This window comes from uncultured Phocaeicola sp., assembly GCF_948499155.1.
Lineage (GTDB): Bacteria > Bacteroidota > Bacteroidia > Bacteroidales > Bacteroidaceae > Phocaeicola > Phocaeicola faecalis.
On sequence record NZ_CAOOSE010000001.1, the window covers coordinates 252,259 to 269,630 of the forward strand.

The following is a 17,372-nucleotide window of genomic DNA, read 5'->3' on the forward strand; positions in this document are numbered from 1 at the left end:
TGATGTGTTCATTAATTTTGTTTTCACAACTGTTTATGTATGTATTAAACAGCCCTGTTCTGAATGTCATGACCCCCCTTTCATGGTTCTATTATACATGTGCGTGTTTTAGTCATGCTGTGTGTATTTTTGCCGGTGTGTATGTTGCCTATTGCTGTGTTTCGTTATTCCGCCTGAAAAAAACGGCAGATGGGGTTTTAATCGTTGCTTCTTTGTCTGTCTTTATACTTGTCTATGTCGATCGTCAGGTTTATTCGCTGTATAAGTTTCATATACAGGGTTTTGTCTTTGACATGCTTTTGGATGAAGGGGCGGGAGATGTGTTTGTCTTCGACAAAGGAATCTATTATAAAATAATCATCTTGTTTGTCTTGATGCTTTTGTCGGTTTTTACGTTGGTGTATCTGACGAAAAAAATAGTCAATGTTTTTAGCATCGTCGTTAAGCCGTTTTTGGTTGTATTTCTTTTTTCCCTGATAGCGGGCAATATTGTTCATCTGTATGGAGATTTCATGATGGACTCATCCATTCAGAGAACCTCAAAGATGCTTCCGTATTATTATGCTGTATCAGCAAATATGACTCTGAAAAAACTGGGATTCCGTGCTCCCCAAAGTAGGTTTCTTAAAGATTTCGGAGGTGCCGGTGCCGGTACTGCCATTTATCCTCTTCATCCGTTGGAGACAGAGCGGCCGGATACCTTATACAATATTGTGTTTATCCTTATAGATTCCTGGTCTAAGAAAGTTCTTACAGATGAATGTATGCCCAACATAACAAGCTTTGCAAACAGCAGTCAAGTCTTTGTCGATAATATATCATGCAGTAATCAGACAAGTGGTGGGTTGTATGGTCTTTTTTATGGTTTGCCTGCATATTACACGACTTCGTTTGCAGCTGCCGGATATCATCCATTGTTTGTACAACAATTGTTACGTTTGGGCTACCAATGCTCGCTGTATCCCAGTGCAAGCCTTAAATGGGCGGATATGGACAAGAATCTTTTTTCATTGTTGCCCGCCCATCGCTTTGACACAAATGGGGAAACCACGTATGAGCGTGATTCGATGATTACCGCCGACTTCATATCCTCTGTCAGTGATATGAAAGAGCAGACTCGGCCTTCGTTTTGTCTTGTTTTTTATGACCTGCTCCATAGCAACCAATTGCCTAAAGAGAAGAACGGAATATTCAAGCCGTCATGGGAGTATGAGGATTATACGAAGTTGGACAATGATATGAATCCGGTTCCTTATTTTAACCTGTATAGAAATGCGTGTCATGCTTTAGATGAGTTTGTAGGTGAGGTGTTGGCATGTCTTGAAAAGAATGATTTGTTGAAAAATACGATAGTAGTATTGACGGCGGATCATGCGCAGGAGTTTAATGAAAATCATAATAACAGTTGGGGACATGCCGGTAATTATTCAAAATATCAGATAGGAGTTCCTTTGATATGTCATTTCCCTGATAAGGAGCACATGGTTTACAGGCATAGGACATCGAATTATGATATCGTTCCTACTATAATGAAAAATTACTTGGGAGTGGCCAATCCGTTGGAGGATTATTGCTTGGGAAAAGACTTGTATGACACGGATAGAAACGATTGGATAGTTGTGGGACGGCATGAGTTGGACTATGGGTATGTGTTGCCCAATGACTATGTAATTGTGAGAAATGAGAATGATTTGATTGATGTTTATGATGATAAATGGGAATATAAGGATAACTATAATGTTGATATAAAAGCTTTTAATAAAGCGAATGGGAGGCTTAACAGATTTTTTAAAAAAGAATAGTATCCGTTGTGGTTGTTATCCCGGCCTTCTTCCTGTTTCAGTGTCGGAGGATGCCGATATAAAAGTGGATTTTTTTAAAACATTGAACTTAAACAGTCGGATTTCTCAAAAAAAACATATCTTTGTATATGTGCTGTGCACGACAATAATAAGAAATGAGAATGGAAAAACATAATGTAAGAATCATGAAACCGATGAGTGATGAAGAAAATTCTTTTTTATTGTGATACGGTTTTCGGCGTTGGCGGAGTGCAACGCGTACTGGCGGAAGTGGCGAAGCGGCTTTCGGAGGAGTATGAGGTCACGATATTGACCACGGATGACATTAGACAGACTCACCGGTATGGTTACGATAAGTCTTCGGTCAGGTTTGTGTCCCTCACCTATGCTCCGGTCAGTATCTGGCGGCGTTTGCGACAGAAGTGCTGCAGTTTTGTATTTAAATATTTACTCCCGAAGAATGAATGGACTTGCTCTATGTATGCACGGAGCTTTTTCTTATTGCCTTATCAGGAAGAACTGGTAGAGAAAATAAATGACGGAAACTATAACGTGGCGATTGGTGTGCATGCTTATTGTTCTCTTCATTTGGCTATTGTCCGGTTCGAGTTGAATGTGCAGCGAACGGCGGCTTGGATGCACAATTCTTATGAAGCGCTTTTTGAAAAGAAGCATCCGTATCTTCCTCGGTTGAAGTCGTTTTTCTGCAATCGGATGGTTGACATTGAGCGGACTATTGTCCTGAGCCGGAGGGACCAACAGAGGTATATGAAGGAGTTGGGACTGGAAACGAGGGTGATATACAATCCGCTGACCATGGAAGTGAAGGAGTGCACTCAGCCCGGCAATAAATCTTTTTTATCGGTGGGACGCTTCTCTAAAAATCATAAAGGTTTTGATTTGTTGATAGAGGCATTTGCCTTGTTCGCCAAGCGGAATGTGCAATGGAATCTTGTTATTGTGGGCGAGGGGCCCGAAGAGGCTTTGTATCGTTCTTTGATAGCGAAACATGGGTTGAAGGACAGGGTGAGGATAGATTCGTTTACCGATGATGTACATTCTTATTACCTCCGCGCCGGAGTTTATGTTTTGGCGTCGAGATGGGAGGGAATGCCGTTGGTGCTGATGGAGGCACTGGCGCACGGTTTGCCGGTCATTGCTTCAAACCTGCCTGTCGTAGAGGAACTGCTGGGAGAAAGCCGTGCGGCGATGCTTTTTGAAAACGGAAATATAGCGGAGTTGGCAGACCGGATGTTCGACATGGCTGCAAGTGCGGATTTGGCCGAAAGGGGCAGGGCTGCTGTGGATTGTGCACGCGAGTTTAGTATGGATAAAGTCATAGAAGAATGGAAACAAAAGATAATCAGATGATGGAAGAAGAAAAATGGTCACTGGTGATTGTGCCGAAAACGGGACTTTTCAAGTTGGACTTGGGAGAGTTGTGGCGTTATCGTGATTTGCTGGTGATGTATATCCATCGTGACATTGTGACTTTTTATAAACAAACGATATTGGGTCCGCTATGGTTTCTGATACAGCCTCTGTTCACTACTCTGATGTTTATGTTCGTTTTTGGCGGCATAGCCGGTATCTCTACAGACGGGCTTCCCCAGCCGTTGTTCTATATGGCGGGACTGCTGTGCTGGAATTATTTTGCCGAGTGTTTGAACCGTTGTTCGGATACATTCAATGCTAACCAGAATGTTTTCGGCAAAGTGTATTTTCCGCGGTTGATTGTTCCATTGTCCATTGTGGTGTCGAGTATCGTAAAAATGGGAATTCAGTTCGGACTGTTCCTTTTTATTTACTTGTATTATATTGTCGGAGGGTATTCTCCGGTGTTAAATGCTTACGCTTTTTTGCTTCCTTTGCTCATTTTGATATTGGCCGGTTTGGGATTAGGTTTTGGGTTATTAATATCTTCTCTCACTACCAAATATCGTGATTTGAGGTTCTTGGTTACTTTTGGCGTACAACTATGGATGTATGCTACACCGGTCATTTATCCGTTGTCGGTCATGCAGCAAGACCACCGGCAATATATGTGGCTGATATTGGCCAATCCTTTGACTGCTGTCATTGAGACATTCAAGTTTGGTTTTTTGGGTGAGGGGACTTTCAGCTGGTGGTATTTGGGATATAGTTTTTGCTTTATGGCGGTAGTCATGCTTTTGGGGATGATTACATTTAATAAAGTGCAGCGTAGTTTTATGGATGTAATCTAGAATCAGGAAGAAATAGGGGAGCGTCTTGATTCTGATACAGGTGAATTTGATGGGTTTGATTGATAATTTGAAAAAAAAATGATATGAAATTCTCTTTTGTGATGCCTTCTTATAAGGTCAGATATATGAAACTTGCCATTGATAGCATTCTGAGGCAGAGTTATGAGGATTTTGAGTTGGTTATAATCAATGATGCGTCGCCGGAGGATATGGATGGCCTGGTTGACTTATATCATGATTCGAGAATAGTGTATTTGAAAAATGAAAAGAACATTGGTGGATTTGATTTGGTTAAAAATTGGAATCGCTGTATACAGTATGCAAAAGGTGACTATCTGATTCTTGCATCTGACGATGATATTTATGGAGGTGATTTCCTCTTGGAAATAAATAATCTGATTAATCAGTATGGTAGTGTGGATTTGTTTAGGGCCAGAGTAGAGAGAATAGATAGCGATGGATTTGTGACGGATAAGGATTTTATATATCCGCGATATATGAGTCAGGTGGATTTTATCCGTTTTTGGTCAAAAGGATTTATTAATTGCATTTCCAATTATGTGTTCAGGCGAGAGGTGTTGATAGGAAAGGGGGGATTTATAGATTTCCCGTTTGCCTGGTTCAGTGACGATGCATCCGTGATACGATTATCGGAAAAAGGAGTGGTCAGTTCTGATGATATTCTTTTTCAGTTTCGAACTTCTGGAATCAATATTTCTTCAAGAAAGGATGTACATGTTTTAAAAGGAAAAATGAAAGCTACGGAAATGTTCTATCATTGGATTTCCAATTACATAATGGAATCAGGATTTGAGAAGAGGGAGAAAGAAATTTTAAGTTTCCGTGTGAGGAAGTATATAGTAGGTATATTGATGCCGACTATGTCAGGCCTTGGACTGTCGCATATTTGGTATGCTTTTTGTTATTTAAGGCATAATAATTATCTCTACAAAAAAGAAAAATTGTATATTATGCTTACTCTTATAATTAATTTAAGGCATTAATTATGAAATTCTCTATTATTACTATTAATTTGAATAACAAGATTGGTCTTGAGAAGACCATTAAAAGTGTTATATCTCAAACATTCAAAGATTATGAATTCATAATTATTGATGGTAATTCTACGGATGGAAGTAAGGAGGTGATTGAGAAATATCAGTCTTTCATCAGTTACTCCATTTCTGAACCTGATGGCGGGATTTACGAGGCGATGAATAAAGGTACTGCGGTGTCGCATGGTGATTATTGTAACTTTTTGAATTCGGGTGACTGTTATCATGATTCAACAGTTCTGGATCATCTCTCAAAAATGAATCAAAAGGCTGATGTACTTACAGGCTGTCATGATTTGGTGTTTGGTAGAAATGTCGGTGAACATGGCGTGACGATGCTTGATTTGTTTCGATGGTCTTATAATCATCAGGAATCGTTTATCAGGAGAGAACTTTGTATAAAACATCCTTATGATGTTGAATATAGACTGGCCGCAGACCGCAAATTTTTTATTGAAGTTTTTGTAAAAGATAATTGTATGTTGTCGTTTACTAAAAAGTTAATTGTTGATGTAGAGCCGGGAGGGACAAGTTCAAGACACCTGGATGAGTGTGAACGCGAGATATTGCATATATTGCATGAATTTTTGCCCCCGAGGATTTTTGAGGACTATGTGCGTTTTGCTAAATGTGATTCGTCACTATTAGAAGTTCTGCCTTTATTGAGTAATACGGTGGGTTTGCAATCTTTGGTTTGTAAGTTTGCCGCATTACTGTTGGCTGTCAGGAACAGTCGGTTGTATAGATTTGTGTTTAGAAAAAGCAAACTTGAACCTCGTCGTTTTTTCTTTGATAAGGTGTAAATGTGAAAAAATGAAAGATGATTGTGATAAAGGATATAATATGGAATTGTCATGGGACGTATAGCAATAGAATTTGAAAATATCAGTAAGCAGTATGCCTTAGGAAATATCGGAACCGGTACTTTGAGCCGTGATTTGAACCGATGGTGGGCACATGTGCGCGGAAAGGAGGATCCTTATTTACGGATAGGTGAGGTGAATGATCGCGCTAAAAAGGCGGCTGGTGATTTTGTGTGGGCGTTGAAAGATGTCTGTTGCAAGGTGGAACAGGGTGAAGTTTTGGGTATTATAGGAAAGAACGGTGCGGGGAAATCTACTCTGCTGAAGATTCTTTCGCGTGTTACTTCTCCTACCATGGGGTGTATCCGTGTCAGGGGGCGCATTGCTTCTTTATTGGAGGTGGGTACAGGTTTCCATCCTGAAATGACGGGGCGTGAAAATATTTATATGAATGGCTCCATTATGGGGATGACTAAGGTGGAAATTACTCGTAAACTGGATGAGATTGTGGCTTTTGCCGGAATAGAGAAATATATTGATACGCCTGTAAAGCGTTATTCTTCGGGAATGACAGTGAGGTTGGGGTTTGCTATCGCTGCGCATTTGGAACCGGAAATCCTGGTAGTGGATGAAGTGCTGGCAGTGGGGGATGCGGAGTTTCAGCGGAAAGCGGTGGGCAAGATGCAGGATGTGGCAAAAGGAGAGGGAAGGACTGTGTTGTTTGTGAGTCATAATATGGCTGCTGTGAGAAGTTTATGTACGAAAGGAATGTTGTTGGAAAATGGAATGATGACTTTTATGGGGTCTGTTCCGGATACTATTAATCACTATTTGGAAGCGACGGATGCTGTGCAAGGCTCTAAAATTTTGGATAATGTGAAATGGACGAAGCATACTCTTAAAATAGTGGGCATCGAAATCAATGGGACGGAATGTTCATATTCTGTAATTAAAAGTCATCAAAGAAAGTTAGAAGTAAAGATTAAGGGATATACTGATGAAAAAATGATTTATGATGTGATGTTGGTCATTAAAAATAAAGATGATATTCCTTATGCTTCTTATAGCTTAGGGCATAATATGGGGGATATACACTCTTGTGAGGCTGGTGAATTTTGCATATCTCGTATGATAGAATTGCCTCCAATATTGAACAAAGGAATTATAAAAGTTGATTTGAATTTACATCATCCTATGGTGGAATGGCTGATGAAGGCACCTGACTGTTGTACCATGGAATGTGAAGGGATGCAGATGGGATTTGGAAAGCCCTTGAATATGCATGATTCAGGATTGATAGGCCTTGATAATTATACGGAGTGTCATCATTCTGAAATGCATTTGCGAAAAGTGGACGAATAGCGGTATGGGAAATAAATATGTCATTGTGCTCACTGCCTGCATCAATCCGGGGAAGATGATTCATACTTCTCTGACGGATGTGGATATACGGAGGAGGCAGTATGAGGACGCACTGGAGTTTTATCTTTTACAGACGGATTATCCGATTGTTTTTGTTGAGAATTCGGGGACTGATATCAGTGGGGGTTTTCGGAAGTTTGTAGATTGTGGACGTTTGGAGTTTCTTACATTTCAAGGAAATGAGGAGTTCGACAGGAAAAAAGGAAAAGGATATGGAGAGGCACTCATCTTGGAGTATGCATTAGAGCATTCTTTGTTTGTCCGTCAGTGTGATTTTTTGGTGAAGATAACAGGACGGTTAAAATTATTGAATGTAAATAGCATGATAGGGTTTCATCGGTATATCCTTCCTCGCTGTGATATTCAGAGTGAGATGGATAGGAGGGAGAGGTATTCGGACAGCAGAATGTTTATTACCGGTAAAGAGTTCTTGCAACATTCGTTTTTGGCGCGTAAGGAGGGGATAGACGACAGCAGGGGGTGTAACTTTGAGCATATTCTTTTTACGAGCATTGATGAACAAAAAGATTTTGTCTTTTATCCTTTCTTAATACGTCCTTTGTGGCGTGGAATATCAGGCACCAATGGTAGGGAGTATTGGGAAGGAAATTATACAAGTTTGAAGTTGGCTTATTTCAAGAGGATGTTGGACTGTATGACGGAATACAATGGGTGTCATCCCTGCAATAAGCCGTCGGTGGGAGTACGTTTGGTGTTGGGCATGGCTGGCATGGCGGTTGGCACTGTGCTTCGTTTTTTTGATTGGATAAAGTGATGAATAAGGGGATTGCGCAGGCTCATGGTGAATATCCGGATTTCATCGGATGGTTTATAGGCTGGTGAAGTTTTTGCTGCGCTGCTATCGTTGGATGGGCTGACGATGGAATTTTTTAAGAACCAGTATGCGGACAAAGGATAGTGTGTACTTTATTTTCTCACATACGGAGAGACAGGGATAGTGGTTTCTTTTGATAGTGCGAATCCGGTTTTGTATTTCATGCATGGGCATTTGAGTGGCATATTTTTTGAAGAACGAAATCGAGCTGTGGATGTAATCTTGTGACAAGGCTCGCCCGACAGACTCGGGAAAGGAGGCGGAGAGGGTGGCCATAATATCAAAAGCATCCATAAATGTACACATGTTGGCGCGATATGAATTTCCGAATGTGTGCATGGCACTTGCATTTCTGATGATATAGTGATAATAGGGAAGGGTGGTGCAGGCTATTGATGTGCAGTGCATCATGTATTGGAAGATGAAGAGCCGGTCTTCATTGTAGTCTATGTTTTCGTTGAATGTCAGTTGATGCTTGTCAATAATCTTTTTATCGTATAGCTTGTCCCATAAATTGCCTTTATATCTGTAATAAGAGTCATGAAATAAAGAAGATATGCCTTCTCGCTTATTCATGATGTAGGTCTGCTTTTCTTTTATTTGGTAAATGATATTTTCGTTTTCGTCTTCAATCAAGTAACCGCATGTAGACATATTTGCATTATATCGGAGGATGAGACGATAGAGTTCAGATAACATTTCGGGCTCCATCCGGTCGTCACTGTCGGTGAAATGGATGTACTTTCCTTGGCTCAGTTCTATTCCTTTATTTCGTGCATGACTGACTCCGTGATTGGGAGTGTGTGTCACATGTATTCTTTTGTCTTTACAGGCATAGCTGTCGCATATCTTCCCGCTGTTGTCTGTACTTCCATCGTCAATCAGGATTATCTCGATGTCCGACAAGGTTTGTGCCAGAACGCTTTCTATGCATTTGGGCAGGAATCGTTCGGTGTTATAGATTGGGATGATGACGGATACGAGTGGCATACTTTATAGTTTTGTAAGTTTATATATCAAGTCGTTTTTTAAGCGGCGCAGGGTGTAACGGAGGTTGCCGGGGTTTCGGAATGCTTCATTCAGGGGCATGATGACAGGAATGTACTTCACCTTCAACCGGTTTCGGATGCAATATATGTTGATGAGCCGTTCGGATAAATAGCCGAACAGCCGGGCTTGGTCGGGGTAACCGGAGAGCTTTACACGTTTTTCCAGTTCGAATAAAACCTTGAATAGCCATTCGGAGTATCCGTCAAAATGTTTCCATCGGGTGATGAACATATTATAACCGGAATAGGCATTGCTGTGATACATCAGTGTGTCGAAGGCGGTGGAGTATTCGGGGCTGATATCATGAATCACTTCTTTTAATATATGGAGGTCGTTTACAATGTGGAAAACGGCATACTGCGTGCCCACATTGTAAGGATAATGACGTTTGGACGGGAGTATGATGTCATAATCATTCAATAACTTCTCTACATCGGGAAAGCAATATTTCTTTTTCAGAAATGTGTCATGGTCTACAAAACTTCTGTCGGGCGAAAAGGAGGCGAACGGTCGGTAGAAATCAAAGAAACGCCTGTAATGGTTCAGTCCGATGATGTCGCATCTCATGTTTTTCCAAGCCCAGTAATGTGCTGTCAACTCACAAAAATGGGGATTCTTGTCAGAAATGTTGTCACCGGTATTGTCTTGCGCATGGTAGAACCGGGTGTTGGTGAGGGCGGCTCCTACCTGGATGGGGTAGAAGTATTTATGGGACGGGAGGGCTGCTTCCCGGTGTGCACAGACTAATATTTTAATTTCTTTTTCCATAGTTGTTCAGTTGACTTTTTCCCACATTTGTGTTTGTGGATTAAACCGCTTGATGATACGTGCCGGGTTGCCCACTGTGACGCAGTAATCAGGAATGTCTTTAGTCACCACACAGCCGGCACCGATAAAGCAGTGTTTCCCAATGTTTACACCGGGCAGTACAATCACGTTGGCTCCGATAATGGTATGCTCTCCGATATGGATGGGGGAGGTGGTGATGCCTTGTTCGATGATACCTTTGGTGATGTCGCGATAGTTATGGTTCAAGCCGATGAGGACTACATTTTGAGAAATATTGACTCCGTTGTCTATTTGGATGGGGCCGATAACCGTGTTGCTCAGTCCGATTCGGCAATAATCGCCGATAATGATATCTCCTACGGCATTGTTCAGGCAGGAGTAATCTTCAATGACAGAATATTGGCCTAACCGGAATTGGTGGAAGGGGGGCAGGTCTTTCCGGACGCTGCGATAGATGACTGCTCCTTTTCCTTTTTTGATATAGAATGGTTGCAGTATCCGTACCCACCAATAGGGACGTGTTTTCACCGGATGCATGATGAATCGGTGAATCCGTTTCTTTAACTTGGGATTTCTATGTAGATAATTCTTTAGATTCATAGCTATCCATGTTGTGTATGGGTAAATTTATTTGCCATTCCTTTTAAATGAAACAAATTAAGTGTCATTATGATTGCAAAATAAGGAACTTGCCTTATGGTTTTGCTTGCATATTTATGTCTCATGTCGGGAGGGATGGCGATGTATAGTGATAGGGTCAGCAATATAAACAAAATCCACCATTTTACAGACGAAAGTGGGGAGACGGTACAATAAATGAGCGAAATGACGCCTAGTACTGCCATGAGGATGCTGCGCGGAAGGATAAATGTCTGAATTGTTTTTAATAGATAATCCCGGTTCCCATGCAGGAGGGCTGAAGGCAGGTTGCTTCCCATTTTGAGGGCAAGGAATAGTTGGGTGGCTATCCAGCGGCGGCGCTGGTGGCGCATGGTGTCTGCTTTTTGTACCTTTTCGTCCAGCGTTTCTATCGCATCGGCATATGCTATGTGGATGCCTTGGCCGAGTAACAGTTCTTCTAATTCTTTGTCCTCTCCGGCGGTGTGTGTATGTATGATATTTTGCTTAAACCATTGGAAGTCAAAAGCCATCCCCGAGCCGATGAGTGCTGAGGAGAATCCTAGTCGGATGTGTCCTTTTCTGAATATGGCATTGTTCATTTCTTCTATGACTGCATCCAGTATGGCTGTATCCGAGTTCAGGTTTTTGGCTTTTCGGTGTGTCTGTATCGCTTTTGCACCTTGGGATACTGCTTTGTTTAGTTCATATAAATAACCGGTGGATATGAGGTTGTCGGCATCTAATATAATGACATAATCATATTGGAGGCGGGAGATGTGTGCTGTTGCCAGACGCAAAGCTTTGGCTTTGGAACTTTCCGGTTCTTGTATTTTCAGTAAGGTGATACGTGGTTCGTCACTCAGCAGACGGTTGGTGGTGTCGCTCATTCTGTCGGAGATGACAATGACGTCATAGTGCTGCTCAGGATACGTTTGCTGTAATACGGAATGGATGCAGTCAAGGATTACATTGTCTTCCTTATAGGCGGGTATGAGTATGGCAAAGCGTTTGAATTCATGGCTTTCGGGGTATTGTTGTGGCTTGAAGAAACAAGATGCAACAGCGAAGATAACTATATATCCCACACAGACGGCGAAGTAGATATATAGTACAAATTCAATGATATGTATCGTTCCCGACAGCATATTAATTTACTTTTTCTTTTTCCCGAAAAGGAAGTTGACGGCCATCCCTGCAGCCATGACCGGAATGGCTTTCATCGCTTTGTTGAACTTGTCGTCTACCAGGTAGTTGGGGATTGCCAGAGCCATTGTGAATAAGAGGCAGAAGAGCAATATCCACCATTTGACACAGGCTGACCAGTCAAAAAATATCATTATGGTGCCAAAGAGCAGGATGAGTCCCAGCAAGATGGTGCGCGGGAAAATGAGCCATTGCAGGATGCGGTCGGCATAGTCGAAATTCCCGCTGAAAATGGCATGGGGCAGGTTGCCGATGTTGGTAAACAGGGAATAGTATTGTGCTTTTATCCAACTGTTGCGTTGGGCGTAGAACCGTTTCTTTCCACCGTCTTTGAGGGCATATACGTGGGTCTGGTTCAGGTATTCCACATAGATTCGTTCCCTCAGCAGCAATGATTCAATGGTCTTTTCATCCTCATCGTCGCTCAGTTTCCTGATGTTTTCTTTGAGCCAGTTGAAGTCGATGGCTGTGCCCGATCCGTTGAGTGAGGCGGATAGCCCGAAGGTGACATGGCCGGCCCGCAGGATGGAGTTGTTGATTTCATCTGTCACGGCGTCTAGGACAATGACATTGTTGGGCCTGTCTTTGCGTATCCGGTGACTTTGGATGGCATTGGAACCGCTTGCATACGTATTGTTTATTTCGTTCAGGAAGTTTTTCTCCACCACATTGTCGGCATTCATCAGCAGGGCAATGTCGTATTGGCCGTCTGCGAGTTGTGATAGGGCTGCTTTGATGGATTTGGTCTTGGAGCTTTTCTTAAAGTTGGCTTTTAATAAGATGATAGGCAGTTGGGCCAATTGTTGGTTGGTTTCCGACTTCAAGTGGTCGGAAATGACGATGATGTCGAAACAGTCGATGGGGTAGTCTTGCTGTAGAAAAGACCGGATGGCATAAAAGACGTATTCGTCATCCTTGTAGGCAGGGATGAGGATGGCGAACCGATGTTTTATCCTCGATTCGGAATATTTGTCTGTACGTCTGACTGTTGCTGCTATGGCATATATCAGCATATAGACAACAGTGAAGGCGCATAATGCGAATAATACTAAATCTAAATATCCAATAAATATCATAGCTGTTTGTCTTTATTTCTAAGTTTGAAAAATGCTTTTGTCCCTTCCCGGTGTGCTTTGGCTGCTTCTGTTTGCCCTTTGCTCCATGCCGTGACGATGTTTTTGGGACATACAATGGTCAGTTGGTAGAGCAAGGCAAGGCACCGCCTCCAACCGGAGAGGTTGCGCTGAGCGTATAATAATCTGTTTCTGCTCAAATAATAACATTGCAGGGGGCTGCCTTTTCCGCTGGAACTGCCGTCTTTGTGCCATATTTCAAAGGCCGGATCGTACCAAAGCTTATATCCTTCTGCAGTGATGCGGGTGCACCAGTCCAATTCCTCATAATACAAGAAGTACTCTTCCGGCATACCCCCTATCTGGTCTATAACCTGCTTTTTGAGAAGCATGGCAGCACCATGCAGATAGGGTGTTCTTTTTGCCGGATAGCGGCTTTTGTCCCGGCTTCCTCTGCCTGTCGTGCGGTTTCGGAGGGTGATGGAGGATAGGGGGGTATATCCTGCAAACTGGATGGTGTGTGGCTCTGTGTAATTAAGTATTAACGGGGAAACACCCGCAATACCTTCTGACGAGCGCAGGCGTTTGATTAACAGGTCTACAGTATCTTTTACAATAAGGGTGTCATTGTTCAATAAGAAAAGATAGTTTCCTTGGGCACTTCTTATACCTAGATTATTGCCGCCTGCAAAGCCCAGATTTTGTTCGCTTCGTATGACATGGACGGAAGGGTATTTCTGTTGCAGAAGGAGCCCTTCGTTGGCGGTTGAGCCATTGTCTACGACAATGATTTCATAACAGACAGACGTGACGGTGTTCACCCATGAATCAATGAATTCACAAGTGTCATGATAACCGTTGTAATTGACAGTTATAACTGATATGTCAGGTTGTGCGCTGTTCATGTTCTTTGGTATATAATCTGTCTAAATGCGGGCCTAGAAAGATAAACGTAAAACAAGAATATATCAGGATTCCGTTAGGAAACTGAAAATAAACCATGTTGGCATACGAGGCGACAAGCATGCCTGCACATCCGCATAACATACCTGTCAGCGGTCCTCTTATTTCGGGATTGCTGATTCGGAACAGTATGATGTATGCTCCCAGTATGAATAATGCGGCGTGCATGCCCAGAAAGACGGTTAATCCCACTACGCCCATCTGTATCCATACGTCTACAAGGCTTGAGTCGGCAGGACAGATGGAGACGAAATAGTATTTGTTTTGGGGGGAAATGACTCCGTTTTGCACGCCCATTCCTATGCCGAAGGGCATCTCCGACATATAGGCTTTGAGTGCTTTCTGATTCTCAAAACGTACGAGCAGCGACTGGTCATTCGAGTCGAAGACGGTGCGCATACGGCGTATCAACCGGTTGTCTTCTCCAATCTTTGTGTATTTCAACATTCCCACTCCGCCGAAAAGCAAAAAGAATGACAATACACCGATTTTCCAGTTCTTTGATAGGAAGAGAAAAACACCCAGTCCTGCTATCGGTATGGCAATGGCGGCTCGTGTTCCGGCAATGAGCAGACCATAGAATCCTGCCATGCTGACTACAAAATAGAATAGCTTGAGGTATCGGTTTTTGGAATATAGCGCTGACAGGAAAAAGGTGGTGCACGACAGTCCCATCGTGGCTCCGAAGATGGCGGCATCTGTGAAAAACGAGAAATAGCGGATGCCCGAATGTATGAAGTGGGTGCGTGCGCCGTATGCCCACAGCCATGCCAGTTCGGTACTGTCAAATCCTTTATTCTTTTGCCAATACCCTTTTGCGGCAGCCAGCAAGGTGAATATTCCCCATAGAATCAGGAAATAATGCAGAAAGGCATAGCGGTTGCAATGTATGGATAGAATGATGCAGGTGAGCAACGGGTATATGGCCCAAGGTCTCAGTATTCTGAGCCATGCCTCGGGGTATAGCTCTCCGGTGATGCCGTTTCCTACATTGATGATGCAGTATAACAGCCATCCTGACAAGATGAATGTGTACGCATTCATTGCGTTCTTTCTGTTGTCGTCATCCGTATATACTTGCTTGAGTACGATGAGTGTCAGCATGATGCCGAACAGCAAATCGAAGATATTGGTGATGGGAATCGGAATCGGATAATACCGGTTGACTCCCATTATAATATAATTGATGATAAAGGTGATACATAGAATAATGGCCGGCCGGTTGATGCAGATAAAAATGAAAGTGAGCAGGAAAGGAATCAGACCGATTGCGGTCGCCACTGTCGCTTTCATGGTAGTGGCGGTCCAGATGCAAAGCAATAATCCGACAATCACGACAATTGCATTGATTCCTTTTTCAAAGATGTTATATTCCTTAACTATCATTTTTTGTTATACTCCACAGCGGTCAAGCCCAGTTGGAAGAGTCTGTATTCTATATTCTTAAACTTCGTATATGGAGGAAGCTGTCCGGTGAATTCTTCAACCGTGTTTCTTCCGGCCTGCGTCAAGTAGAAGAACAAGGGCACCTGCTCGTCCTTAGCCTGCAATAAACGCTTGTACATCAGTTGGTCAATGTCTTTCCATGTTCTGTTGGCACGTACGACCATCAGGTTGACAGAAGCCTCATTCAGTAGCGTGGGAGGAATCGGATTACCCTTTAGCACCGGATATTCTATTAAAAGAATTTCGTCTTTCCCGAGGTCGGGGCACAAGTCTTTTATGCTGTTGGCCTGAACGTACTGGCTGTCTTCGCTTAAGAAATCTTCGTCATACGTGATGCGTCTCACATCCAGTCCGATGCTTGTCCAATATTGTTCCAAAGCCAGTGCTATGTGCGTCTTGCCGTCTTTCTCCTCCGTACTCAGCAAGTTGATGATTCGCTGTTTGTTTACACTTAAAAGAGGCAGCAGGCTGGTACTCAACTGCTTGATGGCCATTTCGTCTATTGCCTTATTATACCTTCTGTATCGCAGGGCACTGTCTTTGGGATACGCTCCGATGACGGTACCTCCGGTGATGCGTTGTGTGCGTATCTTGTCTCTGAGGGTGCGGTCTAAGATTTCGATGATTAGGAAATAGCCGATAATAAACAATAAGGTACCCAATATGGATGAAAGTATAATCATCCGTGCATTGGTGGGGGAGGAAGTAAGAGGGAACAACGGCGGATTCATGATTTTGAGGGAGGCCGAAGTCATCTCCAGATTCTTTTGTCGCAAGATGGCGGCATTCAATGCCCCCATTGTTGACATATAATTACTTTCTACGAAACCGATGTGTCGCTCTTTACGTCCGAGTGTGGCGCCGATAGGAGAGAAGTACAAGAAGTCCCGGTCTATCTTCTCTCTCATGATATCGCGGGTATCCATCTGCGCTTTTGTCTTTTCCATCAATACGACCTGCTCCAGCCACTGGCTTATCAAGGTTTCGTAGGGCACGTTGTTGGTCGAAGCTGATTCGGCACTCAACTGCATGGCAATGTCACTAATACTTTTCTCCGCATCACTGAGCACTCCCTTCTCATTCTCCAGCACTTGTTGGTTTTTCTGGTCGGGAGTAATCTCCATGGTAGATATTTTTGTATTTAATTGTGATATTTGTTGCAGCTTGTTTAAGAACTGGTTGTTGGTGCGGATTGCTTTGGCGATGTCTCCCAATTTATATTCATAAAAATCAATTAACGCTTTACTGGTGGAGTAAGTGATGAGCAAGTCATTGTCCATCATCTGATAACTGGCATCCATCCCCGCCACTTGTTTGGTTTGCTCGCCGTAGTTGATGATACGGTGCTCAATGTTGTATTCTATCAACGAATCTTCGGCAGAGGTCAGCATTTTGCCCAGTCGGGCTAGCTCTTCTTGAAAAAACTTGATGACATTATCCGTCTCACCGTATCGCAGCTCATGATATTGTTTGACAAATTCTTCATTCAATATATCAAGTGTGTTGTAAGCAATTCCGGGGTCATTGGAACTATACGCTATTTCTATCATGTCACTGTTGCCCAGTCTGGCCACTTTGATATTCTGAGAAAGGAGCGGTATACTAAAGTATGGATGCGTATAATTGAGCAGCCTGTAAATAAAATTATTAACAGACGGTCTCTCAAAGGCAACCAGATTATTGTACGTCTTTTCCTCATTCTGCTTGTCGATGAGTGCTTTCATCTCTCTGGGCACACCACCCACCAACTGCTGATAGTGCTCTGCCGAAATGTAGCTTGTATTCTTCTCGGCATCTCCATACACCAGGCAACGGGCAAGCAACTTGAGAGAGACAATCTTCAAGGTACGTTCGGTCGTGATGATGTTCATCAGATTGCTCAGATGCACTCCCGCATTTCGGGAGTCGGTGGCATCTACATTGTATCCTGAAATAATACCTGTAAAAATAGTTGTTTTTACATCGTATGTCTTTTCAAGGTCTCGGGTCATAAACCATGCTATGACACCGGCAATACATGGAAAGATAACCATCCACCAGCGGATGCGATAGAAAAATCTTACTATATATTTGAATAATTCCATA

General features: G+C 42.8%; 15 protein-coding genes. 7 read left to right on the forward strand and 8 right to left on the reverse strand.

Going from position 1 to position 17,372, the window contains the following annotated elements; translation table 11 throughout:
- The first annotated feature begins 35 nt into the window (after nucleotides 1-35).
- From QYT14_RS01115 to QYT14_RS01145, 7 genes are all read left to right on the forward strand, one after another.
- Complete coding sequence (locus tag QYT14_RS01115) at nucleotides 36-1,802, forward strand: sulfatase-like hydrolase/transferase (RefSeq protein ID WP_288324107.1); 1,767 nt, start codon at nucleotides 36-38, stop codon at nucleotides 1,800-1,802.
- Nucleotides 1,803-2,003: 201 nt separating this feature from the next.
- Nucleotides 2,004-3,173 carry a glycosyltransferase gene (locus tag QYT14_RS01120; RefSeq protein ID WP_288324108.1) on the forward strand — a complete coding sequence of 390 codons (1,170 nt, stop codon included), beginning with the start codon at nucleotides 2,004-2,006 and terminating at the stop codon, nucleotides 3,171-3,173.
- On the forward strand, nucleotides 3,170-4,027 hold the full coding sequence (locus QYT14_RS01125) for an ABC transporter permease (protein ID WP_288324196.1): 858 nt from the start codon (nucleotides 3,170-3,172) through the stop codon (nucleotides 4,025-4,027). The genes QYT14_RS01120 and QYT14_RS01125 overlap by 4 nt, the downstream gene beginning before the upstream one ends.
- Before the next feature lie 83 nt (nucleotides 4,028-4,110).
- Nucleotides 4,111-5,031, forward strand: a complete 921-nt coding sequence (locus tag QYT14_RS01130) for a glycosyltransferase (protein WP_288324109.1) — start codon at nucleotides 4,111-4,113, stop codon at nucleotides 5,029-5,031.
- Between the two features lie 2 nt (nucleotides 5,032-5,033).
- A complete protein-coding gene (locus tag QYT14_RS01135; protein ID WP_288324110.1) occupies nucleotides 5,034-5,885 on the forward strand; it encodes a glycosyltransferase family 2 protein in 852 nt (283 codons plus the stop codon).
- A gap of 51 nt (nucleotides 5,886-5,936) precedes the next feature.
- Entirely contained in the window at nucleotides 5,937-7,247 is a 1,311-nt protein-coding gene (locus tag QYT14_RS01140) for an ABC transporter ATP-binding protein (RefSeq protein ID WP_288324111.1), read from the forward strand.
- Nucleotides 7,248-7,251: 4 nt separating this feature from the next.
- Complete coding sequence (locus QYT14_RS01145) at nucleotides 7,252-8,082, forward strand: hypothetical protein (RefSeq protein WP_288324112.1); 831 nt, start codon at nucleotides 7,252-7,254, stop codon at nucleotides 8,080-8,082.
- Between the two features lie 84 nt (nucleotides 8,083-8,166).
- Here QYT14_RS01145 and QYT14_RS01150 read toward each other — a convergent pair whose 3' ends face one another.
- From QYT14_RS01150 to QYT14_RS01185, 8 genes are read right to left on the reverse strand one after another with little or no spacing between them, the layout of a single operon-like run.
- Complete coding sequence (locus QYT14_RS01150) at nucleotides 8,167-9,132, reverse strand: glycosyltransferase (protein ID WP_288324113.1); 966 nt, start codon at nucleotides 9,130-9,132, stop codon at nucleotides 8,167-8,169.
- 3 nt (nucleotides 9,133-9,135) lie between these two features.
- A complete protein-coding gene (locus tag QYT14_RS01155; protein ID WP_288324114.1) occupies nucleotides 9,136-9,960 on the reverse strand; it encodes a DUF4422 domain-containing protein in 825 nt (274 codons plus the stop codon).
- 6 nt (nucleotides 9,961-9,966) lie between these two features.
- Nucleotides 9,967-10,581, reverse strand: a complete 615-nt coding sequence (locus tag QYT14_RS01160) for an acyltransferase (RefSeq protein WP_237038056.1) — start codon at nucleotides 10,579-10,581, stop codon at nucleotides 9,967-9,969.
- 2 nt (nucleotides 10,582-10,583) lie between these two features.
- Nucleotides 10,584-11,747, reverse strand: coding sequence for a glycosyltransferase family 2 protein (locus QYT14_RS01165; protein WP_288324115.1), 1,164 nt, complete (start codon nucleotides 11,745-11,747; stop codon nucleotides 10,584-10,586).
- Between the two features lie 6 nt (nucleotides 11,748-11,753).
- Entirely contained in the window at nucleotides 11,754-12,881 is a 1,128-nt protein-coding gene (locus QYT14_RS01170; protein ID WP_288324116.1) for a glycosyltransferase family 2 protein, read from the reverse strand.
- A complete protein-coding gene (locus QYT14_RS01175; protein WP_288324117.1) occupies nucleotides 12,878-13,783 on the reverse strand; it encodes a glycosyltransferase family 2 protein in 906 nt (301 codons plus the stop codon). The genes QYT14_RS01170 and QYT14_RS01175 overlap by 4 nt, the downstream gene beginning before the upstream one ends.
- Complete coding sequence (locus QYT14_RS01180; protein WP_288324118.1) at nucleotides 13,764-15,227, reverse strand: O-antigen ligase family protein; 1,464 nt, start codon at nucleotides 15,225-15,227, stop codon at nucleotides 13,764-13,766. The genes QYT14_RS01175 and QYT14_RS01180 overlap by 20 nt, the downstream gene beginning before the upstream one ends.
- Nucleotides 15,224-17,371, reverse strand: a complete 2,148-nt coding sequence (locus QYT14_RS01185; RefSeq protein WP_288324119.1) for a hypothetical protein — start codon at nucleotides 17,369-17,371, stop codon at nucleotides 15,224-15,226. Before QYT14_RS01185 ends, QYT14_RS01180 begins: the two co-directional genes overlap by 4 nt.
- Nucleotide 17,372 lies beyond the last annotated feature (1 nt).